General features: G+C 65.2%; 20 protein-coding genes. 13 read left to right on the top strand and 7 right to left on the bottom strand.

Annotated elements, in window-relative coordinates:
* Window positions 1-40 precede the first annotated feature (40 nt).
* Genes queF through P6U24_RS16955 form a run of 3 tightly spaced genes read left to right on the top strand, consistent with a single transcriptional unit; the run spans window position 41 to window position 1,366 of the window.
* Entirely contained in the window at window positions 41-517 is a 477-nt protein-coding gene (queF, locus tag P6U24_RS16965; RefSeq protein ID WP_407160211.1) for a preQ(1) synthase, read from the top strand.
* 58 nt (window positions 518-575) lie between these two features.
* Window positions 576-917, top strand: a complete 342-nt coding sequence (locus P6U24_RS16960) for a type II toxin-antitoxin system Phd/YefM family antitoxin (protein WP_407160210.1) — start codon at window positions 576-578, stop codon at window positions 915-917.
* Window positions 914-1,366, top strand: coding sequence for a type II toxin-antitoxin system VapC family toxin (locus P6U24_RS16955; RefSeq protein WP_407160209.1), 453 nt, complete (start codon window positions 914-916; stop codon window positions 1,364-1,366). Before P6U24_RS16960 ends, P6U24_RS16955 begins: the two co-directional genes overlap by 4 nt.
* A gap of 128 nt (window positions 1,367-1,494) precedes the next feature.
* Here P6U24_RS16955 and P6U24_RS16950 read toward each other — a convergent pair whose 3' ends face one another.
* From P6U24_RS16950 to P6U24_RS16940, 3 genes are all read right to left on the bottom strand, one after another.
* A complete protein-coding gene (locus tag P6U24_RS16950; RefSeq protein WP_407160208.1) occupies window positions 1,495-2,724 on the bottom strand; it encodes an MFS transporter in 1,230 nt (409 codons plus the stop codon).
* Window positions 2,724-3,617: a 3-deoxy-8-phosphooctulonate synthase gene (kdsA, locus tag P6U24_RS16945; RefSeq protein WP_407160207.1), complete on the bottom strand. Its 894-nt coding sequence runs from the start codon at window positions 3,615-3,617 to the stop codon at window positions 2,724-2,726. Before kdsA ends, P6U24_RS16950 begins: the two co-directional genes overlap by 1 nt.
* 117 nt (window positions 3,618-3,734) lie before the next feature.
* Window positions 3,735-4,061, bottom strand: a complete 327-nt coding sequence (locus P6U24_RS16940; protein WP_407160206.1) for an NIPSNAP family protein — start codon at window positions 4,059-4,061, stop codon at window positions 3,735-3,737.
* A 170-nt stretch (window positions 4,062-4,231) separates the two neighbouring features.
* On the opposite strand from P6U24_RS16940, the gene P6U24_RS16935 reads away from it, so the two are divergent.
* The 3 genes from P6U24_RS16935 to P6U24_RS16925 all read left to right on the top strand — a co-directional run bounded on the left by P6U24_RS16935 (window position 4,232) and on the right by P6U24_RS16925 (window position 7,050).
* Window positions 4,232-4,906 carry a response regulator transcription factor gene (locus P6U24_RS16935; protein WP_407160205.1) on the top strand — a complete coding sequence of 225 codons (675 nt, stop codon included), beginning with the start codon at window positions 4,232-4,234 and terminating at the stop codon, window positions 4,904-4,906.
* Window positions 4,903-6,282 (top strand): sensor histidine kinase, encoded by a 1,380-nt coding sequence (locus P6U24_RS16930; protein WP_407160204.1) that lies wholly within the window; start codon window positions 4,903-4,905, stop codon window positions 6,280-6,282. Before P6U24_RS16935 ends, P6U24_RS16930 begins: the two co-directional genes overlap by 4 nt.
* A 99-nt stretch (window positions 6,283-6,381) precedes the next feature.
* Window positions 6,382-7,050, top strand: coding sequence for a class I SAM-dependent methyltransferase (locus P6U24_RS16925; RefSeq protein WP_407160203.1), 669 nt, complete (start codon window positions 6,382-6,384; stop codon window positions 7,048-7,050).
* 37 nt (window positions 7,051-7,087) lie between these two features.
* On the opposite strand, the gene P6U24_RS16920 is transcribed toward P6U24_RS16925, so the two are convergent.
* Together P6U24_RS16920 and secG are read right to left on the bottom strand one after the other, a co-directional pair.
* Window positions 7,088-8,719: a CTP synthase gene (locus tag P6U24_RS16920; RefSeq protein ID WP_407160202.1), complete on the bottom strand. Its 1,632-nt coding sequence runs from the start codon at window positions 8,717-8,719 to the stop codon at window positions 7,088-7,090.
* Between the two features lie 167 nt (window positions 8,720-8,886).
* Window positions 8,887-9,273, bottom strand: coding sequence for a preprotein translocase subunit SecG (gene secG / locus P6U24_RS16915; RefSeq protein ID WP_407160201.1), 387 nt, complete (start codon window positions 9,271-9,273; stop codon window positions 8,887-8,889).
* 208 nt (window positions 9,274-9,481) lie between these two features.
* Between secG and P6U24_RS16910 the strand changes: the two genes are divergently transcribed.
* On the top strand, window positions 9,482-10,048 hold the full coding sequence (locus P6U24_RS16910; RefSeq protein ID WP_407160200.1) for a helix-turn-helix domain-containing protein: 567 nt from the start codon (window positions 9,482-9,484) through the stop codon (window positions 10,046-10,048).
* 20 nt (window positions 10,049-10,068) lie between these two features.
* Window positions 10,069-10,596, top strand: coding sequence for a GNAT family N-acetyltransferase (locus P6U24_RS16905; RefSeq protein ID WP_407160199.1), 528 nt, complete (start codon window positions 10,069-10,071; stop codon window positions 10,594-10,596).
* A gap of 254 nt (window positions 10,597-10,850) precedes the next feature.
* Here the strand turns inward: P6U24_RS16905 and tpiA are convergent, their stop codons facing one another.
* On the bottom strand, window positions 10,851-11,603 hold the full coding sequence (tpiA, locus tag P6U24_RS16900) for a triose-phosphate isomerase (RefSeq protein WP_407160198.1): 753 nt from the start codon (window positions 11,601-11,603) through the stop codon (window positions 10,851-10,853).
* 234 nt (window positions 11,604-11,837) lie between these two features.
* On the opposite strand from tpiA, the gene P6U24_RS16895 reads away from it, so the two are divergent.
* The 5 genes from P6U24_RS16895 (at window position 11,838) to P6U24_RS16875 (ending at window position 18,961) form a co-directional block, all read left to right on the top strand.
* Window positions 11,838-13,742 carry a SurA N-terminal domain-containing protein gene (locus P6U24_RS16895; protein ID WP_407160197.1) on the top strand — a complete coding sequence of 635 codons (1,905 nt, stop codon included), beginning with the start codon at window positions 11,838-11,840 and terminating at the stop codon, window positions 13,740-13,742.
* A gap of 15 nt (window positions 13,743-13,757) precedes the next feature.
* Complete coding sequence (trpD, locus tag P6U24_RS16890; protein ID WP_407160196.1) at window positions 13,758-14,771, top strand: anthranilate phosphoribosyltransferase; 1,014 nt, start codon at window positions 13,758-13,760, stop codon at window positions 14,769-14,771.
* A 24-nt stretch (window positions 14,772-14,795) separates the two neighbouring features.
* Window positions 14,796-15,614, top strand: coding sequence for an indole-3-glycerol phosphate synthase TrpC (gene trpC, locus P6U24_RS16885; protein WP_407160195.1), 819 nt, complete (start codon window positions 14,796-14,798; stop codon window positions 15,612-15,614).
* A gap of 6 nt (window positions 15,615-15,620) precedes the next feature.
* Window positions 15,621-16,103: a cyclic pyranopterin monophosphate synthase MoaC gene (moaC, locus tag P6U24_RS16880; protein WP_407160194.1), complete on the top strand. Its 483-nt coding sequence runs from the start codon at window positions 15,621-15,623 to the stop codon at window positions 16,101-16,103.
* Between the two features lie 155 nt (window positions 16,104-16,258).
* Complete coding sequence (locus tag P6U24_RS16875) at window positions 16,259-18,961, top strand: EAL domain-containing protein (RefSeq protein ID WP_407160193.1); 2,703 nt, start codon at window positions 16,259-16,261, stop codon at window positions 18,959-18,961.
* 267 nt (window positions 18,962-19,228) lie between these two features.
* Here the strand turns inward: P6U24_RS16875 and P6U24_RS16870 are convergent, their stop codons facing one another.
* A complete protein-coding gene (locus tag P6U24_RS16870) occupies window positions 19,229-20,563 on the bottom strand; it encodes a S41 family peptidase (protein ID WP_407160192.1) in 1,335 nt (444 codons plus the stop codon).
* Between the last annotated feature and the right edge of the window lie 24 nt (window positions 20,564-20,587).

Here is a 20,587-nt window from a genome sequence, read left to right as displayed (position 1 = left end):
TTTCTTGACGCGAACCGGTACCCACTTCGCTGGAACTCTAATGGCGAAAAACCCTCAGAAATCCAATACATCATCGGACCTGCAGCTCGGCCGCGCGGTCGAATGGCCCGATCGCCCGGAAGCGGCCAAGCTGGACCGGGTGCCGAACCCGCAGAAGGACACCGATTATCTTGTGCGCTTCACGGCGCCGGAATTCACCTCCCTGTGCCCGGTCACCGGACAGCCGGACTTCGCGCATCTCGTCATGGACTATGCGCCCGGTCCGTGGCTCTTGGAATCGAAATCGCTGAAGCTCTACATCGCGAGCTTCCGCAATCACGGCGCCTTCCACGAGGATTGCACGGTCATGATCGGCAAGCGGATCGCCTCCGAGATCAAGCCGAAATGGCTGCGGATCGGTGGCTATTGGTATCCGCGCGGCGGCATTCCGATCGACGTCTTCTGGCAGACCGGCAAGCTGCCCAAGGGGCTGTGGGTGCCGGACCAGGGCGTGGCGCCGTATCGCGGGCGGGGCTGAGACAAGCAGCCAGCAATGGCGGTTTTCGTGGCAAATCACTTATGTTATTCTGGTCAGTATGACCAGAATCGTAAAGCCATCAAAAGACAAGTCCACGAAAAAAGACAAGTCCACGAAGCTCCGCCGGCGGGCTCGCGTCTTCAAATCGGGACGCTGGCGGTTGCAGGATGCAAAGGCTCGCTTCAGTGAGTTGGTGCGCCGGGTTCGCAGCGAAGGGCCACAGCACGTGACCGTGCATGGACGCGAGGAAGTTGTCGTCATCTCCGCAGACGAATTCCGCAGACTCAAGGGTGGCCTTACTGGCGAGGCGCTGATCGCCGCAATGCAGGCTTCGCCTCGACGTGACATCGACATCGAACCGGCGCGCACGACGTCGCCCGTGCGCGAGGTCGTTTTGTGAACGGTTGGCTGCTCGACACCAACATCCTTTCGGAGCTGCGCCGCCCCAAGCCTGAACGTAATGTCCTGGCCTTCGTCGCCGCCCAGCCACTCGATCTGCTCTACGTGAGTTCGGTGACCTTTGCGGAAATCCGTTTCGGCATCGAGCTCGTCGCCGACGCCAATCGCCGCGCCGAATTGCACGACTGGCTCATTCATAGGGTGCGGCCGATGTTCGAGCAGCGCGTGCTCGCGGTCACCGAAGACGTGATGTTCAAATGGCGGCTTCTGGTCGAGGATGGCCGCAAGGTCGGGCATACCTTCTCGCAGCCCGATCTCATCATTGCTGCAACGGCCCTGCACCACGGGATGACGGTCGTGAGCCGCGACGTCCGCGACTATCAAAAAGCTCGCACGCCTATCTTCAATCCCTGGACCGATCCCCTTCCGGAGCACGACCCTCGAGCATAGTCCTGATTGAGCGGTTAGGTGTGTGCGTTCGGAAGCTACTCGGTTGTTGGTCTGAAAGACGCGGTCGTTCGGCTCGAGATGTTGATGGCTGCGGACGCTGCGTCGATTCAACCCAAATACATTATCTCCTAAGCGGCAAGCTCAGGCTTTGCCGCCGCATCCGCCGGCGGCCGCGACCGCAGGAATGCCGCGCAAGCGAAGCCGAGCGCGACCATCATGCAGGCGGCCGTGATCAAGGTCGGCTGCTTGCCGGCATGCTGGACGCCGAAGCCATAGGCGATCGGGCCCACCGTCTGCCCCATGAAAAAGAAGAACGAGTGCAGCGACATTGCGGTGGCGCGCGCCTCGATCGACAGTTCGCTGGCGAACACCTGCAGACAGCCATGGATCATGTAGAAGCCCCAGCCCATCAAGAGCATGCTGCCGAACTGCAGCTGCCAAATGGGGCCGAAGGCGACAGCGATCAGTTGCAGGCCAACGAGAGCAGCGCCAGCGATCATCATGCCCTTGACGCCGAGCCGCGGCAGAAACCGCGACACCGTCGCGGTATAGAACAAGCCACCGACGGCAAAGCCCGCGATCACGATGCCCGCGATCGACAGCGACGTCTGGCCGAGTTCGAACAGGAAGGCGGCAATGAAGGGAAACAGCCCAAACACGCAACAGCCTTCGACGAACACCGCCGAGAAGCAGAACTTGGCGTTGGGGTTGGTGAAGATGGTGCGATAGCCCTTGCGCAGCGCCTTCAGATCGGACGTCGGCACATGCGTCAGCGCGGCGCCGCGAAAGCCGGCCGCGACCGCGGCGGCTGCGATGAGCCCGAGCGCGCCGAGGATCATCAGCACGCCGCGCCAGCCGATGAGATCACCAATGACGCCGGAGGCGGTCGCGCCTAGCAGGTTGCCGGTCATCGAGCCGGCCAAGGTGCGGCCGATCGCGACCTGGCGCTTGGACGGCGCCACCAGATCCGCGGTGAGACCGAGCGCGATCGGAAACACGCCACCGGAAGCGATGCCGGCCAGGATGCGGGTGGCGAACAGCGCGGTGAAGGATGTCGCGAGCGCGCCGAGGATGCAGGCGAGACCGAGTAGCGCGAGGCACATCGTCATCAGCCGCGCCTTGCCGAACAGATCGGCCGCAGCCCCGGTCACCGGCTGCACCAGCGCGTAGATCAGCGCATAGCCGGCGGCGATGCTCGCCGCCGTGGTGATGGAGATCGAAAAATCCTCCGCGACGTGCGGCAGCACCGGATCGAGCGCGCGGGTCGACAGCGCCGCCGAGAAGCCGGCGAGCGCGATGATGTTGATGGCAGGCGGAAACTTCTGGTCGGATGCCGGCCGGGCCACGGGCTGGTGCATCAGCGCGCAGCGCCTTTGGTGCCGCTCTTGGCAACCGCGTCGAACGCCATCAGCGTGCGCAGCAGCCTCTCGAACTCGGAGAGCGGCACCATGTTGGGTCCGTCGGAAGGCGCGTGATCCGGATCGGGATGGGTCTCGATGAAGACGCCGGCGACGCCGACCGCCACGGCCGCGCGCGCCAGCACCGGCACGAATTCGCGCTCGCCGCCCGACGAGGTGCCCTTCCCGCCCGGCTGCTGCACCGAATGGGTAGCATCGAAGATGACCGGCGCGCCCGTCGTGCGCGCCATGATCGGCAGCGAGCGCATGTCGGAGACCAGCGTGTTGTAGCCGAACGAGGCGCCGCGCTCGGTCACCAGCACGTTGGAATTACCGCCGCCGACGATCTTCGACACCACGTTGGCCATGTCCCAGGGCGCCAGGAACTGGCCCTTCTTGACGTTGATCACGCGCCCCGTGGCGGCGGCGGCGAGCAACAGGTCGGTCTGCCGGCACAGGAAGGCCGGAATCTGCAGCACGTCCACCGCCTGCGCCACCTCGGCGCATTGACTGGCGTCGTGCACATCGGTCAGCACCGGCAATCCCAGCGAGGAACGGATCTCGGCGAAGATCGGCAGCGATTGTTCCAGCCCCAGGCCGCGCGCAGCGGAGGCGGAGGTGCGGTTGGCCTTGTCGAAGGACGTCTTGTAGACCAGCCCAATCTTCAGCCGCTGCGCGATCTCCTTCAGCGCGGACGCCACCTCCAGCGCATGGGCGCGACTTTCGAGCTGACAGGGCCCGGCGATCACCGCGAGCGGCTTGTCATTGCCGAAAGTCACAGAGCCGGTCGTGACGACCGGCGCGGCTGTTGTCGTGGTATTCAAGGCAGCATCCTTACAGTGAGGCGCGACCATGGCCCATCGGCAGGCGCCGGATCAACCCGTATCGCGGGGTCGAATATCAGGGTTGCGCGACCAGCGCTATCCGGACGGGCCCGCGCCCGGCCGGGCCGAAACGAGCCCCTCCTGGGTTCACTTCACAGCCGAGAACGCCGTTGGCACGAGGAGCTGGCTGACGATGTTGCCGACGATCTGGCCATCCTCTTCGCTCTTCGCACGCGCGGCGAGCCACTCAGGATCGGTCGCAAAGGCGGTCCATTTGGCCTCGCGCTCAGCGAGCGACTCCCAGGCGAGGAAATAGGTCAGCTCCTGGTTGGACTCGCCGATCAGCGTGGTGAAAAAACCGGCCTGGCGAATGCCGTGTTTCTCGAACAGCTTGAGCGTGACGGTCTCGAAGCGCTTGAGCAGCGCCGGCAGCCGGCCGGGAACGCAGCGATAGACACGGCTCTCATAGATCATTGGCAGTCCTCCCAGATTGTTGTGCGGGGGTTATAGCGAGTGGGTTCCGGGCTGTCTTGAGGGGATGACAACATGGCACCCCTGCTCGCCATCATCGGACCGTTCTCGCAATGTTACTGCAATGTTGATGGCGCTAGAACCGGCTGTTCCGGGACCTGGGTATCGAGGACATGCGGATTTTGCTGGTGGAAGACGAGGCCGAAATGGCGGCGGCATTGTCACAGGTGCTGAAGGGGTATGACATGGTGGTCGACCATGTGCCGAGCCTTGCCGAGGCCGAGGAGGCGATTTCCGCCGACGTCCACGGCGCAGTCCTGCTCGACCGCCAGCTTCCCGACGGCGAGGGTCTTACGCTGATCCCGAAACTGCGCGCCAAAGCCGATGGCGTGCCGATCATCGTGCTAACCGCGCGCGGCGATCTTGCCGACCGCATCGCTGGCCTCGACAGCGGCGCCGACGACTATCTGGCAAAACCGTTCGCCATCGAGGAACTGATGGCGCGGCTGCGCGCCGTGCTGCGACGTCCCGCCGGCCTGCAGCTCGACATCATCAGGGCTGGCCGCGTCGCGTTCGATTGCGGCCATCGCGAAGCCAGCGTCGACGGCCGTCCGCTCGACCTGCCGCGGCGCGAGCTGCTCGTGTTGGAGACGCTGCTGCGGCGCATGGGCCGAACCGTGCTGCGCGCGACGCTGGAGGAAGCGGTCTACAATTTCGACGACGAGATCCAGTCGAATGCGCTCGATGCGCACGTCTCGCGGCTGCGGCGCAAACTCGCCGACGCCGGTGGCGGCATCGAAATCCACAGTGTCCGCGGCGTCGGCTATCTCTTGAAGCAGGTGCCATGAGCGCCGCGGCCGATCATTATTGTCTGCGCTCGAAATTGACCTGGCGCCTGGTGACGTTGCAGGCCGCGCTCCTGATCGCCATCATCGCGCTGGTGGTCGGTGCGCTCTGGGCCTGTGGCCTGCCCGTCCTCGAACGCGACGAAGACCGCGTCATGGACGTCGTGCGGAGGTCGCTCGGGCGGGACGGCAACGGCAAACTGGTGCTGCACCCGACTGTCGAGCTCAAGCAGCTGCGCGAGGAAACGCCCGATCTGTGGTTCTTCGTGCGGGACCGCCAGGGCGAAACGCTCTCCGAAGGCAAGGTGCCGGACGAGTTCACGAAGGTCGGCGGCGCGCTCGATCATATCAGCCAGGCGCGGCTCGGCTGGCAGATGTTCGACGACGATCCTCGCAAGCAGCCGGCGCGCATGAAGCGCGTCGACACCGATGCCGGCAACGTCCAGATCATCTCCGCCGCGCAGGGGCGTATCTCCGGCGCCAAGGCGCTATTCGCGGCCTCCCTGACCTTTCTTGCCGTCACCGTGCCTGGCCTGTTGCTGATGGCTGCAGCGACCTTCGTGGCGACGCCGATGGTGATCAAGCGCGCCTTCGCCGGCATCGACACCACCGCAGAGCAAGCGCGCCGGATCGATTTCCGCAAGCACGGCAGCCGGCTGTCGGCGGACCACCTGCCGCTCGAAGTCGCGCCGCTGGTTGCCGCGGTCAACGATGCGCTCAAGCGGCTCGATGACGGCTATTCCCGTCACCAGCGCTTCGTTGCCGATGCTGCGCACGAATTGCGCACGCCGATCGCGATCCTCAACACGCGGCTGGAATCGCTGCCGACAGGCCCTGATAAGATCCGGCTGCTCGAAGACTCAGCGCGGCTTGCGACACTGGCTGAGCAACTGCTCGATATTCAGCGCTTCGATCAGTGCCGCAATCCGTTCGTCCGCGTCGATCTCGTTGCGGTGGCGCGGAGCGTCGCGGCAGATCTCGCTCCGCTCGCGATCAACGCCGGCTACGAGCTGTCGCTCGATACCGCGTCCGACCGCATTGAGACGCTCGGCGACCGCGCCGCGCTGGAACGCGCGCTGACCAATCTGGTGCAGAACGCCATCCAGCATGGCGGCCGGCGTGGCACCATCACCATTCGTGTCGGCTCGACCGCGACGATCGATGTCAGCGACGAAGGCGGCGGCATTCCGCCGGACGAACGCTCGCGGATCTTCGATCCGTTTTACCGCCTGACGCCGCTCGATCGCGGCGCCGGCCTCGGCCTCAACATGGTGCGCGAGATCGCAAGGCTGCACGACGGTCACGTCTCCGTGCTCGACGGGCCGAAGGGCGGCGCCTGCTTCCGCCTGATGCTGCCGCCAGCACCGCTCGTGCAGTGACACGCGCATCGCGCAATGCTGCCGTAATGCAGCCCCCGCAAAAAAGAGAGAGAACGCTTCGCAATCGAGCCGAGGCGATGACACTTTCTGGGAATGCCAATGTCACACGATCTCCTCTCCTTCTTCACGGCATGGATGGCGGCACCGCGCCGCGTCGGCGCCATCGCGCCCTCGGGCACGGCGCTCGCCGAACTCATCACCCGCGAAATCACCGCCGCGAGCGGCCCGATTCTGGAATTGGGACCAGGCACAGGCGTTTTCACGTATCAACTGCTGAAGCGCGGCATTCGACAGCAGGATTTGACGCTCGTTGAATATGGCTCCGACTTCATGCGGCTCTTGCAGCTCCGCTTCCCAGGCGCGCGCGTGCTGTGGATGGATGCGGCGCGACTAGGCGCGGAGCAGCTCTATGACGGCGCGCCCGTCGGCGCCGTGATCAGCGGACTGCCGCTGCTCAACATGTCGCCGCGGAAGGTCGTCTCGATCCTCAGCGGCGCGTTCAGCTATATGCGTCCTGGCGGGGTGTTCTATCAATTCACCTACGGTATGCGCTGCCCGGTGCCGCGGCCGATCCTCGACCGTCTCGGCCTGCGCGCCACGCTGGTCGACCGCGCGCTCCTTAACGTGCCGCCGGCCGCGGTCTATCGGCTGACGCGACGGCCACAGTACAAGCTGTTGACGCGCGACGCTGCGCCAGCGGCCGATGCGGGCATTTCCCCCGTCGCGAAGGATCACCGCGCCAGCGAGCACTATGCCACGCCCGCCTGAGCCGCCTCGCTCGGGGCAATCGGCGCCGTGAGCCGGCTCAGACCAGCCGGCTCTGCACCACAGCGGCCTGGATGAAGGACGCGAACAGCGGATGCGGCTCGAAGGGCCGCGACTTCAGCTCCGGATGGAATTGCACGCCGATGAACCAGGGATGGTCCTCGTACTCCACGATCTCCGGCAGCACGCCGTCGGGCGACAGGCCGGAGAATTTCAAGCCGTGCTGCTCGAGCCGGTCCTTGTAGGCGGTGTTGACCTCGTAGCGATGGCGGTGGCGCTCGGAGATTTCGGTGGCGCCGCCATAGACCTCGGAGACCCGGCTGCCGCGCTTGAGCGTCGCGGGATAGGCGCCGAGCCGCATGGTGCCGCCGAGATCGCCGCTCTGCGAGCGCTTCTCCAGCTCGTTGCCGCGCAGCCATTCGGTCATGAGGCCGACCAGCGGCTCCGGGGTCGGGCCGAATTCGGTGGAGTTGGCGTCCGCGATGCCGACCAGGTTGCGCGCCGCTTCGATCACGGCCATCTGCATGCCGAAGCAGATGCCGAAGTAAGGCACGTCGCGTTCCCTGGCGAACTGCGCCGCGCGGATCTTGCCCTCGGCGCCACGCTGGCCGAAGCCGCCGGGCACCAGGATGCCGTTGACGTGCTCCAGGAACGGCGCCGGGTCCTCGTTCTCGAACACCTCGCTCTCGATCCAGTCGAGCTTGACGCGGACCTTGTTGGCGATGCCGCCATGCGACAGCGCCTCGATGAGCGATTTGTAGGCGTCCTTCATGCCGGTGTACTTGCCGACGATGGCGATCGTGACATCGCCTTCCGGATTGCGGACGCGCTCATTGATGGTGTGCCAGCTCATCAGCGCCGGCGGAATTTTCGGCTCGATGCCGAACGCGGCCAGCACCTCGTCGTCGAGACCGGCGGCATGATACGCCTCCGGCACCGCATAGATGTTGTCGACGTCGCGCGCCTCGATCACGGCGCTTTCACGCACGTTGCAGAACAGGCCGAGCTTGCGCCGCTCCTCCTTCGGAATCTCGCGGTCGGTGCGACACAGCAGAATGTCCGGCTGGATGCCGATCGAGCGCAGCTCCTTTACCGAGTGCTGGGTCGGCTTGGTCTTCAATTCGCCGGCGCTCGGGATGTAGGGCAGCAGCGTCAAATGGATGTAGATGGCGTGACGACGCGGCAGGTCGTTGCCGAGCTGCCGGATCGCTTCGAAAAACGGTAGGCCCTCGATGTCGCCGACCGTGCCGCCGATCTCGACCAGCACGAAATCATACTCGTCATTGCCGGAGACGACGAAATCCTTGATGGCGTTGGTGACATGCGGAACCACCTGGATGGTGGCGCCGAGATAATCGCCGCGCCGCTCCTTGGTCAGGATGTCCTGGTAGATGCGCCCCGTGGTGATGTTGTCCTGCTTGGTCGCCGGACGCCCGGTGAAGCGCTCGTAATGGCCAAGATCGAGATCGGTCTCGGCACCGTCATCGGTCACGAACACTTCGCCGTGCTGATACGGCGACATCGTGCCTGGATCGAGATTGAGGTAGGGGTCGAGCTTGCGAAGGCGGACCTTGTAGCCCCGAGCCTGTAGCAACGCGCCGAGCGCCGCCGAAGCCAGACCCTTGCCGAGCGAGGAGACCACGCCGCCGGTGATGAATATGTACCGCGCCATGGGACTTTACCTTTAATGCCGCAGGTCCGATTCGCCAAAGCGAATCCTGCGTCGGCCCGGCTGACGCCGCGGGCCTGTGGGTTACCGAAAAATAAGAACGCTATCAGCGAGTTGGTAGGGAATTCCTGATGCAGGGAGATAGCTGCTCCCTGCATGATGCCCCCGCATTATTGCGATTGCGGGGCCTGCGGAGCCGCCGGCGCCTGCTTCTGCTGCTCGTCGGCCTGCTTGAGCTGGTCGAGCAGGCCGCCGCCGGCCGACGGCGCCACCGGTGTCGCCCCACCCGCGGGCTGCGACTGGCCCGGCACGTTGTTGAGGATCGAGGTTGGCTTGCGCTCGAGGCCCGCGAGCCAGGACAGCAGCAGGCTGGTCACGAAGAAGCCGACCGCCAGGACCGCCGTGGTCCGCGTCAAGAGATTCGCGGTGCCGCGGCTCGACATGAACCCGGCGCCGCCACCCATGCCGAGCCCGCCGCCCTCGGATTTCTGCAGCAGCACCGCGCCGATCAACACGGCCACGATCATGAGGTGAACGACGATAATGACAGTCTGCATGGTGACCTTCCGTCACAAGCCGATGCAGCCGACCACGGGCCGAGCTTTTCAGGGCTTGCGGGGTTCTCGGAGAAATTTGGGCGGTGTTACACGATCATAGCGGCCATTGTCACCCCCGCAGATAAGGACATTGCGGCTTCTCACAAGCATCCGCGGGCGCGAAAGGCACAGCCTTGTCCGCATCCGGATATTCCATTATAATTTACGAATGGATCAAACAATTGACGATCTCGGTCAACGTCTCGCCCATCGTCTGCGCCGGGAGCGCAAGAGCCGCGGCTGGTCGCTGACCGATCTCGCCGAGCGCTCCGGGGTGTCGAAGGCGACGATCAGCAAGATCGAGCGGGCCGAGGTCAGCCCGACCGCCGTCATCCTGGTCAGGCTGGCCAGCGCCTTCGACCTGACGCTGGCCGGCCTGATGCTGCGCGCCGAAGGCCATGGCGAGCGGCTGTCCAAGGCAGCCGAGCAGCCGGTGTGGCGCGATCCTGAGACCGGATATGTGCGCCGGCAGGTGTTCAGCCGCCCCGATCACCCGGTGGAACTCGTGACCGTCGAGCTGCCGCCGCGCCGCAGCGTGACGCTGCCGACCTCATCCTACGTCCATATCCGCCAGCTGGTCTGGGTCCAGAGCGGCAACCTCACCATCACCGAAGGCAGCGAGCGCCACGTGCTCGGCGCAGGCGATTGCCTCGGCTTCGGGCCGCCGATCGACACCACCTTCGCCAATGAGACCAACGCGCCCTGCACTTATGTCGTGGCGCTGGCCAGAACCTGAATGACAGGAGCTGAACGACAATGTCCGCGATCAGGATCGCCGCGCTGACCGATACTCCCGCGATTCGCAGCGCCCTCAGCGATCTCCTGGTCGAGACCGTCGCGCATGGCGGCTCGGTCAGCTTCATGCATCCGCTGCCCGCCGAGGTCGCCGACCGCTTCTGGCGGAGCTCGCTGGCGGCAGCAGAGCGCGGCGAACGGATCGTGCTCGGTGCCTTCGACGGCGATGAACTGGTGGCAACGGTGACGCTGCAGCTGGATTTGCCGCCGAACCAGCCGCACCGCGCCGAGATCGCCAAGATGATGACGCGGCTGAGCCATCGTCATCGCGGCGTCGCAACCGCCTTGATGCGCGCCGCCGAGACCCTCGCCCGCGAGCATGGGCGCACCCTGCTGGTGCTGGACACCGCGAGCGACGGCGGCGCGTCAGAGCTCTATGAGCGGCTGGGCTTCCAGCTCACCGGAATCATCCCGGACTACGCCTTCAAGCCGCATGGCGGCCTCACCGGGACGAAGATCTACTGGAAGCGCGTTGCGGCCACGATCTGAGACGTGGATTTAGTCTAGGATCATAGGAAGGGTTGATTTAGCCGCGGCAACGGAGATCCCCCACCTCTCTCATCGGGAGAGGTCGGATTGCATCGCCAGATGCAATCCGGGTGAGGGGTCACGGTCTATCGAGAGAGCGGCGCCCCCTCACCCGATCGCTGCGCGATCGACCTCTCCCCGCTGGGGAGAGGTGAACCGAGTTCGCGGTCGCCGTTTCGATTCAGCCAACGACGTGCAGCGCCGGCAGCCTGACACTAGCACCCCTTCGCAATCGCCAGGAAATCCGCGGCCTTCAGGCTGGCGCCGCCGACCAGCGCGCCGTTCACATTGGCGACTGCCATCAGCTCCGCGGCATTGGACGGCTTCACTGAGCCGCCATAGAGGATGCGCATCCGCGCCCCCTCCTCCTTGAAGCGCTGCACCAGCAGATCGCGGATAAACTTATGAACTTGCTCGACATCTTGTGCGGTCGGCGTCAGGCCGGTGCCGATCGCCCAGACCGGCTCATAGGCGACGACGAGATTATCGGCCCTTGAGGCCGCCGGCAGCGAGCGCTCGAGCTGGCCGCCGCAGATATCGAGCGTCTGGCCGGCATCGCGTTGGCTCTGGGTCTCGCCGATGCAGACGATCGCGGTCAGCCCCGCGCGCCAGACCGCCTCGGCCTTCTGGTGCACGATGGCGTCGGTTTCGCCATGGTCGGCCCGCCGCTCGGAATGGCCAACGATGATGGCGCTGGCGCCGGCGTCGGCTAGCATTTCCGCGGAAATGTCGCCGGTGTGGGCGCCGGAGGGCTTGGTGTGACAGTCCTGAGCCCCGACAGCGACGGCCTTCCCCTTGGCCTTGTCGGCGAATGCCGCCAGCAGGGTCGCCGGCGGGCACACCAAGAGGTCGGCTTTGGCCGAGACCTCGGAGCTGCCGGCCAGCATCGCCTCGAACTCGGACCAAGAGGCCTTCAGCCCGTTCATCTTCCAATTGCCGGCGATCAGCGGCCGGATACGATCGGTCATGGCGAAATTCCAGCAGACATTGTGACAGGGAGCATGATGCGCTAGCAGACCCGGTGGACGAGCACCAGAGCGAGGCGGTCCCCGTTCACGGCTTCGATCGGCCGCTCGTTCGACGCGTGGCGCTGAGGTTGCGACCGGACGACTGCCTCTTTATAAGCCATTTCAACTCGGTGACGCCCTTTTGCAGAATCTGCTTTAAGGCGCGTCCTCCCCTCCTGACGACAGATTGGACCCATGCTTCGAGGATTACGCAAAGCCTCATCAAACTGGCTCGGCAAGACCATCATGGCGGTGGTCATGGGCGTGCTGATCGTCAGCTTCGGGATCTGGGGCATCGCTGACATCTTCCGCGGCTTCGGCCAGTCGACGGTCGCGACCATCGGCCACACCGAGATCTCGGTGAACGAGTTCCGCCAGATCTACACCGATCGCCTGCAGCAGATCGGGCGCCAGTTCGGCCGTCCGTTGACGCAGGATCAAGCGCGGGCCTTTGGGCTGGATCGCTCGGTGCTGCAGCAGACCATCGCGGAAGCCGCATTGGATGAAGAAGCGCGCCGGCTCGGCCTCAACCAGTCCGATGCCGAGACCATGCGCGTGATCCTGACAGATCCGAGCTTCAAGGGTCCGAATGGCGCCTTCGATGCCAATCGCTTCCAGGCCATCATTCGGAACTATGGCTTCACTGAGCAGCGCTATCTCGCCGATCAGCGCCGCGTGTCGCTGCGGCGTCAGATCGCCGGCACCATCGAAGCCGGCCTCGAGCCCTCCAAGACCCAGCTCGAAGCGCTGACCCGCTTCCAGAACGAGCAGCGCTCTATCGAGTACATCAAGCTGTCCTCGGCCCAGGCCGGCACCATCGATGCCCCCTCCCCCGAGACGCTCGCCTCCTATTTCGAGGAGCACAAGGCGCAGTTCCGCGCGCCCGAATATCGCAAGATCGATTTCGTCGTGGTGACGCCGGAGGAGATCGGCAAATGGACCGACGTCTCCGACGAGGACGCCAGAAAACTGTTCGAGCAGCGGAAGGATCAGCTTGGGACGGCGGAGAAACGGCAGGTGCAGCAGATCACCTTCCCCACCGTCGAGGAGGCCGAGGCCGCGCGCAAACGTATCATCTCGGGCGAGGTGACGTTCGATGATCTCGCCAAGGAGCGCAAACTCACGCCGGCCGACGTCGACCTTGGCCTGGTGACGAAATCCGCCATTCTCGACCCTGCGATCGCCGATGCGGCCTTCTCGCTGCCGACAGGCGAGCTCAGCGAGCCGGTCAAGGGCCAGTTCAGCGTTGCGCTGGTCAAGGTCAGCGCGATCCAGCCAGGGCATCAACCGACCTATGAGGACGTCGCGACCGATCTGAAGAAGGAGATCGCGGCCGAGCGCGCCCGCACCCAGGTCGCAAGCCTGCGCGACAAGATGGAGGATGAGCGCGGCGGCGGCGCCAGCGTCGCCGAAGCGGCCAAGAAGCTCGGCCTTGCCGTCGTTACGCTCGATTCAGTCGATCGGTCAGGCCACCAGCCGAACGGCCAGCCGGCGGGCAACATCCCGCAAGGTCTCGACGTGGTCGCGCAGGGCTTCAACAGCGACGTTGGCGTTGACAATGAGCCGATCTCCTACCGGGGCGGCTATGTCTGGTACGAGGTGCTCGGCGTCACCCCACCGCGCGACCGCGCGCTCGACGAGGTGAAGGATCAGGTCGCCGCGCGCTGGCGCGAGGACGAGATCGCCACACGTCTGAGCACGAAGGCAACCGAGCTGGTCAAGAAGCTGAACGAAGGCGGCAAGCTCGCCGAAGAGGCGGCCGCGCTCGGCGTTCAGGTCGAGACCGCGACGAGCTTCCGCCGTGACGCGACGCTGCCGGGCCTTCCCGGCGGTGTTGTGACAGCCGCGTTCCGCACCGCCAAGGACAGCGCCAGCCAGACCGAAGCCGCTGGCGGCAGCCAGTGGGTGGTGTTCCGTGTCACTGACATCACCACGCCCGCGGTGGACATGGCGTCGGAAGACGTCAAGAAGCTGAAGGACACGCTGCAGCGTGCCCTCAGCCAAGAGCAGAGCGCAGAGTATGTCGCCCGGCTCGAGAAAGACATCGGCACCACGATCAACGAAGCCGCCGTCGCGCAGGTGGTCGGCAGTAACCAGTAATATTGAAAGCACGCGATGGACGATCTCAAGTCGATCATTGGCAAGGTCGCCACCGGCGCCACCCTGTCCCGCGAGGAAGCGGCCAGCGCCTTCGATAGCATGATGTCGGGCGAAGCGACGCCGTCGCAGATGGGCGCCCTGGTGATGGCGTTGCGTGTTCGTGGCGAGACCGTCGACGAGATCACCGGCGCGGTGAGCGTCATGCGCGCCAAGATGCTGCGGGTCGATGCGCCGGCCAATGCAATCGACATCGTCGGCACCGGCGGTGACGGCTCCGGCTCTGTCAATGTCTCCACCTGCGCATCGTTCATCGTGGCAGGCGCCGGCATCCCGGTCGCCAAGCACGGCAATCGCGCGCTATCCTCGCGTTCCGGCGCCGCCGACGTGCTGGCCGCGCTCGGCGTCAAGATCGACCTCAGGCCCGAGCAGGTTGGCCGCTGCGTGAAGGAGGCCGGCATCGGCTTCATGTTCGCGCCGGCGCATCATCCGGCGATGAAGAATGTCGGCCCGACGCGGGTCGAGCTCGCCACCCGCACCATCTTCAATCTGCTCGGGCCGCTGTCCAACCCTGCCGGCGTCAAGCGCCAGATGGTCGGCGTGTTCTCGCGCCAATGGGTGGAACCGCTGGCCCAGGTGCTAAAGAACCTTGGCTCGGAGGCAGCCTGGGTGGTCCACGGCTCCGACGGTCTCGACGAAATCACCCTCACCGGCCCGACCTTCGTCGCCGCGCTCGAGAACGGCACGATCCGCACCTTCGAGATCTCGCCTGATGAAGCCGACCTGCCCCGCTGCGGCCATGAAGGGCTAAGGGGCGGCGACGCCGAGGCCAACGCGACCGCGCTGATGAGCGTGCTCGACGGCATGCCAAGCCCGTACCGCGATGTCGCGCTTTTGAACGCCGCAGCGGCGCTGCTGGTCGCCGGCCGTGCTAAGACGCTCCGGGAAGGCGTGGCGATCGGCCGGGATTCGCTCGACAGCGGCGCCGCCGCAGCACGATTGAAGCAACTGATCGCCGTCTCCAACAGCTAAAATCAGTGCGGGCGAGCGTGCGACATGTCCGATATCCTGACCAAGATCGAGGCCTACAAGCGCGAAGAGATCGCAGCCGCCAAGCGCGCGCATCCGCTGTCGCACATCGAGGCCCTGGCGCGCAGCGCCACGCCGCCGCGCGGCTTCGCGCAGGCGATCCGTGCCAAGCATGCTGGCGGCGACTACGCGCTGATCGCCGAGGTGAAGAAGGCCTCGCCCTCGAAAGGGCTGATCCGCGCCGACTTCGATCCGCCCGCACTCGCCAAGGCCTATGAGGCCGGCGGCGCCGCGTGTCTTTCGGTGCTGACCGACGCGCCCTCGTTCCAAGGCCATCTCGATTTCATGGTGGCGGCGCGCGCGGCGACCTCGCTCCCGGTGCTGCGCAAGGACTTCATGTTCGACACCTATCAGGTGGTCGAGGCCCGCGCCCACGGCGCCGACTGCATCCTGATCATCATGGCTGCGCTCGATGATGGCGCCGCACGCGACATCGAAGCCGCAGCGATCGTCCACGGCATGGACGTGCTGATCGAGATCCATGATCGCGCCGAGCTCGACCGCGCGCTCAAGCTGCGTTCGCCGATGATCGGGATCAACAACCGCAATCTGCGCACTTTCGAGACCACGCTCGCGACCTCGGAAGCCCTGGCGCCGCTGGTGCCCAGGGATCGCGTGCTGGTCGGCGAAAGCGGCATCTTCACGCCAGCCGATCTGGCGCAGCTGTCGCGTGTCGACATCAAGACGTTCCTGGTCGGCGAGAGCCTGATGCGCCAGGCGGACGTCACTGCCGCAACGCGTGCCCTGCTCGCGCGCAATGACACGTCGGCGAACGCGGCTGGCTGATCGCGAATGACCGATCGTCCCGCCCTCACCCATATCGACGCGCAGGGCGAAGCGCGGATGGTCGACGTGTCGGACAAGCCGGCCACCGAGCGTATCGCGGTGGCAGAGGGCCGCGTCATCATGAGCCCGGCGACTTTGGAGCTGATCGTCTCCGGCAACGCCAAGAAGGGCGATGTGCTCGGCACCGCTCGGATCGCCGGTATCATGGCGGCGAAGAAGACGTCCGAGCTGATCCCGCTGTGCCATCCACTCGCATTGTCGAAGGTCGTCGTGGACATCACGCCGGATGCCGCGCTGCCCGGCTGCCGGGTGCAGGCCACCGTCAAGGTCACCGGGCCGACCGGCGTCGAGATGGAGGCCTTGACGGCAGCCTCGGTCGCCTGCCTCACCATCTACGACATGATCAAGGCCGTCGAGCGCGGTGTGCGCATAGACGGCATTCATCTCGTCGAGAAGCTCGGCGGAAAGTCCGGCCATTTTCGCGCCTAGTCTAGATCCGAAACGGTCGAACGATCCTTTCAAATTAATCATTTGCTAACTGAACTTCCTAACCTGGCCTCTACGGCAAAATGTAACCGTGAGTGGGAAGCGAGCGTTCCAGGACAATCTATCCGGGAACACCGTGGGGAAGCGTTCAGCGGCAAATGGGCGGCGACATCAATTCGGCGACGGCGGTGAAGGCTGCGACAGGCCGCGGGGGCCCAGTCCTGTGGCTCATCGCGGGCGGGTTGATGCTGATTGCAGCCATCGCGATCGGCACCACGATCATGGCCGATAGCTTCCGCGAACGTGCATTGAACAGCACGACACGGGAGCTGCAGAACACGGTTCTGCTGCTGGCCCGCCATTTCGACCAACAGCTCGACGATCTCGGCGCCGTCCAGCGCGACCTTGCCGCGTATGTGCGGCAGAATGGCCTGACGACACGCGCGCGTTTCAAGGAATGGATGGGAAGCGCCGAAGTCCACGCGATGCTCACGGCCAGGATCAGCGGATTGTCCTATGTCGGCAGCGTGAACGTCTTCGATAGCGACGGCAACCTGATCAACTCCACGGCGTCCTGGCCGGTATCGCCGGTGAACGTGGCGGATCGTGCCTATTTCATGCGCTTCCGCACTGATCCCGGCGCGCCGCAGATCTTGATTGAACCTGTGGTCAGCCGCGTGACTGGGATCGTCACCACCGTATTCGCATTGAAGCTGACGGGAACAAGTGGCGAGTTTCTCGGCGTCATCGCGCGTGGCCTCGAGCCGATCAATGTCGAACGCTTCTTTGCATCTGTCGCCCTCGGTCCGGAAGCATCGATCTCGATGATGCACCGCGACGGCACACTGCTCGCGCGCTATCCGCGTGCCAACGGCATGGTCAGCCAGAATTATCGCGATGCTCCGATCTTCCGTCAGATCCTCGCCGGCGACGGCAACACGACCGGGATATTTCACAGTCCTGTCGACGGCGTGCACAGAGTTGGCGCGGCGCATCGATTGTCGAGCTATCCGTTGATCGTGACTGCCACGACGACGGTTTCCGCCGCACTCGCGGATTGGCGCGAGCAGATGCGCTTTCTGATCGGAGTTGGAACAGCCTCCGTCCTGCTAATCGCGGCCATGCTTTATGTGGTGGTGCGACGGCTCTTGCGCGACCACCGGGCCTCGAGCGAGCGGCTGACACTCGAGAAGCAGCGGCTCGACAAGGCCGTCAACAACATGACGCAGGGGCTGTTGATGTTCGACGCATCGCAGCGCCTGGTCATCTGCAACCAACGATACCTCGATATGTACGGCCTGTCGGCCGAAGTGGTGAGACCCGGCTGCAGTTTCCGCGAGCTGATCGCCCATCGCAAGGCCTCCGGCTCCCTCGCCGGCGACGAGAACGAATATGCGGCGTCGGTGCTGCGCAGCATCGGGCGCAAGAAGCAGAACGTGATCGAGACGACCGACGGACGCTGGGTGCAGATCGTCGACGAGCCGCTCGCCGATGGCGGCTGGCTGGCGACGCATGAGGACATCACCGAGCGCCGGCGGACCGAGCAGCAGATCACCCACTTGGCGCATTACGATGCGCTCACCGACCTGCCAAACCGGGCGTTGTTCCACCAACGCCTCAAGCAGGAGCTGGCCGAACTCGGCCCCGACCAGCGGCTCGCTCTGCACTACATCGACATCGACGAGTTCAAGGGCGTCAACGACTCGCTCGGGCACCTGATCGGCGACGAGCTGTTGAAATCTGTGGCCGCGAGCCTGAGCGATTGCGTTGGCGATGCCGGCTTCGTCGCACGGCTCGGCGGCGACGAGTTCGCGATCGTGCAGACCGAGATCGGGTCGGCCAACGACGCAGCGCGGCTGGCCGAAGCCATCTTCGAAGCGATCCGCGCGCCGCATGAGTGCCGCGGCCACCTGATCCCCGCCGACGCCTCGATCGGGATCGCCTTGGTCCCGGAGCATGGCATCGAGCTCGACGAGGTGCTGAAGAATGCCGATCTCGCGATGTATGCGGCCAAAGCGGCCGGCCGCCGGACGTGGCGCTTCTTCGCGCCTGAGATGGACGCAGAGGTCAAGGCGCGCCGCCAGCTCGAAACCGACCTGCGCCAGGCCATCGCCGACGGCGCGCTGGAGGTCCACTACCAGCCGCTGCTCAGCCTGCATGACAACCGCATCTGCGGCTGCGAGGCGCTGGTGCGCTGGCGGCATCCGGAGCGCGGGGCGATCTCGCCGGCCGAATTCATCCCGATCGCCGAGGACACCGGGCTGATCAACCAGCTCGGCGAATGGGTGCTCGGCGTCGCCTGCGCTGAGGCCGCGACCTGGCCGGACGACATCCGGCTTGCGGTGAACGTCTCGCCAGTGCAATTCAAGAGCGGCACGCTGGCGCTCAGGATCGCCCATGCGCTGGCCGCCTCCGGCCTGCCGGCGCGGCGGCTGGAGCTCGAGATCACAGAGGCCGTGCTGATCCGCGATGATGAGACCGCGCTCGCCATCCTGCATCAGCTCCGCGCGCTCGGCGTGCGCATCGCGCTCGACGATTTCGGCACCGGCTATTCCAGCCTCAGCTATCTGCAGCGCTTCCCGTTCGACAAGATCAAGATCGACCGCTGCTTCGTGAGCGACATCACGAATTCCGGCGGCTCCGCCAGCATCGTCCAGGCCGTGGTCAACATCGCCGCCGTGCGCGACATGACGACCACCGCGGAAGGCGTCGAGACCGAGGCGCAGCGCGCGATGTTGCACACGCTCGGCTGCTCGGAGATGCAGGGCTATCTGTTCAGCCCGGCACGCCCCGCCGCCGAGCTGCGGGCGTTGTTCGCCACCTGCCTCGCCGATCCCGCTGCGCTCTCGGAGACGGCCTGAGGGCAGCCGCAAACACAATCTCTAAATACCGCTGCAATTTTACCGGTTCCCGCAATGGGAATCCAAACCTTAATCCCTGATTGCATCGCGGCAATCTTGCACGCGAGTACGGGCTCGTGATTTCATCCGGTTCGACAGACCCACGGTCTGCAGAACGACGCGTACACGTCGGTTGAGGCAAACTGGTTCAAGACGCGACGGGACGACCCTCTCTCAAGGTCGCCCCGTCGGGGCGTATCCGCTCTTGCCGACTCAGTTCGTCGCCGCTCAGTTCGGCACCGCCTCCTTGGACCGCACGACGTCGGCATTGACCGTGACGCCGCGCAGGAACTTGAACGCCGCGCCAAGCGCCTTGTCGTCCTTCTCGTCGGGCGGCACATAGGATTGCGAGCCGGTCTGCTCGGCGCCGTCGGCAGAGAGATGGCCGCGCATCGAGGCCTCGCCGCGAATATCGGTGCGGTCCTTCATGTCGTCAGGCACGTCCTGCTTGACCTCGACGTCGGGCGCAATGCCCTGCGCCTGGATCGAGCGCCCTGACGGCGTGTAGTAGCGCGCCGTGGTCAGCGCCAGCGCGCCGTTGCCGGCGCCGAGCGGGATGATGGTCTGCACCGAGCCCTTGCCGAACGAGCGTGTGCCGATCAGCGTCGCCCGCTTATGATCGTGCAGCGCGCCGGCGACGATCTCGGAGGCCGAGGCCGAGCCGCCATTGATCAGCACCACCAGCGGCTTGCCCTTGGTGAGGTCGCCGCCCTTGGCGGTGAAGCGCTGGGTCTCCTCCGGATTGCGGCCGCGTGTGGAGACGACCTCGCCGCGGGCAAGGAAGGCGCTCGATACTGACACCGCCTGGTCCAAAAGGCCGCCGGGATTGTTGCGCAGGTCGACCACGTAGCCGGCAAGCTTGTCCTGCGGAATCTCCTTGGCGATGCCGGCGATCGCCTTGCGCAGGCCATCTGTGGTCTGCTCGTTGAACGAGGTGATGCGGATGTAGCCGATGTCGTTGCCTTCGGTGTGATAGCGCACCGGGCGCACGCGGATGACCTCGCGGGTGATCGCGACGTCGAACGGCGCGTCCTTGCCCTTGCGGATGATGGTGAGCTTGGTCTTGGTGTTGACCGCGCCCTTCATCTTGTTGACGGCCTGCTCCAGTGTCAGCCCCTGCACCGCATCGCCGTCAATCTTGGCGATCAGGTCGCCCGAGAGAATGCCGGCCTTGGCCGCAGGCGTGTCGTCGATGGGCGCCACCACCTTGACGAGGCCGTCCTCCATCGTGACCTCGATGCCGAGGCCGCCGAATTCGCCCGACGTCGTTTCCTGCATCTCGCGCCAGGATTTGTCGTTCATGTAGCGCGAATGCGGATCCAGCGAGGTCACCATGCCGTTGATGGCGCCCTCGATCAGCTCGGTGTCGTTCGGCTTCTCGACATAGTCGGCGCGCACGCGCTCGAACACTTCGCCGAACAGGTTGAGCTGCGAATAGGTGTCGGCCACGCCCGCGGCCGCCTTGGCGCGGGCAACCAGCTGCTCGCCTTCAGGGCCGGTCACGAGCAGGGTCAGGCAGGCACCGGTCAGCGAGCCCGCGAGGAACAACCATTTTTTCCGCATTGCTTCCGCTTCCCCGAGCCTGTT

The sequence above is a fragment of the Bradyrhizobium sp. STM 3557 genome (genome assembly GCF_045571465.1).
In the GTDB taxonomy this organism is placed as follows: Bacteria; Pseudomonadota; Alphaproteobacteria; order Rhizobiales; family Xanthobacteraceae; genus Bradyrhizobium.
Note: the sequence above shows the minus strand (reverse complement) of the source record. Positions and strands in the feature narration are given on the sequence as shown.

What these genes read in the sequence shown, in the direction of transcription:
- queF (WP_407160211.1), top strand. Translation starts at nt 41, where the DNA reads ATGGCGAAAAACCCTCAGAAATCCAATACATCATCGGACCTGCAGCTC.
- P6U24_RS16960 (WP_407160210.1), top strand. Translation starts at nt 576, where the DNA reads ATGACCAGAATCGTAAAGCCATCAAAAGACAAGTCCACGAAAAAAGAC.
- P6U24_RS16950 (WP_407160208.1), bottom strand. Translation starts at nt 2,724, where the DNA reads ATGCACCAGCCCGTGGCCCGGCCGGCATCCGACCAGAAGTTTCCGCCT.
- kdsA (WP_407160207.1), bottom strand. Translation starts at nt 3,617, where the DNA reads ATGGTCGCGCCTCACTGTAAGGATGCTGCCTTGAATACCACGACAACA.
- P6U24_RS16940 (WP_407160206.1), bottom strand. Translation starts at nt 4,061, where the DNA reads ATGATCTATGAGAGCCGTGTCTATCGCTGCGTTCCCGGCCGGCTGCCG.
- P6U24_RS16935 (WP_407160205.1), top strand. Translation starts at nt 4,232, where the DNA reads ATGCGGATTTTGCTGGTGGAAGACGAGGCCGAAATGGCGGCGGCATTG.
- P6U24_RS16930 (WP_407160204.1), top strand. Translation starts at nt 4,903, where the DNA reads ATGAGCGCCGCGGCCGATCATTATTGTCTGCGCTCGAAATTGACCTGG.
- P6U24_RS16925 (WP_407160203.1), top strand. Translation starts at nt 6,382, where the DNA reads ATGTCACACGATCTCCTCTCCTTCTTCACGGCATGGATGGCGGCACCG.
- P6U24_RS16920 (WP_407160202.1), bottom strand. Translation starts at nt 8,719, where the DNA reads ATGGCGCGGTACATATTCATCACCGGCGGCGTGGTCTCCTCGCTCGGC.
- secG (WP_407160201.1), bottom strand. Translation starts at nt 9,273, where the DNA reads ATGCAGACTGTCATTATCGTCGTTCACCTCATGATCGTGGCCGTGTTG.
- P6U24_RS16910 (WP_407160200.1), top strand. Translation starts at nt 9,482, where the DNA reads ATGGATCAAACAATTGACGATCTCGGTCAACGTCTCGCCCATCGTCTG.
- P6U24_RS16905 (WP_407160199.1), top strand. Translation starts at nt 10,069, where the DNA reads ATGTCCGCGATCAGGATCGCCGCGCTGACCGATACTCCCGCGATTCGC.
- tpiA (WP_407160198.1), bottom strand. Translation starts at nt 11,603, where the DNA reads ATGACCGATCGTATCCGGCCGCTGATCGCCGGCAATTGGAAGATGAAC.
- P6U24_RS16895 (WP_407160197.1), top strand. Translation starts at nt 11,838, where the DNA reads ATGCTTCGAGGATTACGCAAAGCCTCATCAAACTGGCTCGGCAAGACC.
- trpD (WP_407160196.1), top strand. Translation starts at nt 13,758, where the DNA reads ATGGACGATCTCAAGTCGATCATTGGCAAGGTCGCCACCGGCGCCACC.
- trpC (WP_407160195.1), top strand. Translation starts at nt 14,796, where the DNA reads ATGTCCGATATCCTGACCAAGATCGAGGCCTACAAGCGCGAAGAGATC.
- moaC (WP_407160194.1), top strand. Translation starts at nt 15,621, where the DNA reads ATGACCGATCGTCCCGCCCTCACCCATATCGACGCGCAGGGCGAAGCG.
- P6U24_RS16875 (WP_407160193.1), top strand. Translation starts at nt 16,259, where the DNA reads ATGGGCGGCGACATCAATTCGGCGACGGCGGTGAAGGCTGCGACAGGC.
- P6U24_RS16870 (WP_407160192.1), bottom strand. Translation starts at nt 20,563, where the DNA reads ATGCGGAAAAAATGGTTGTTCCTCGCGGGCTCGCTGACCGGTGCCTGC.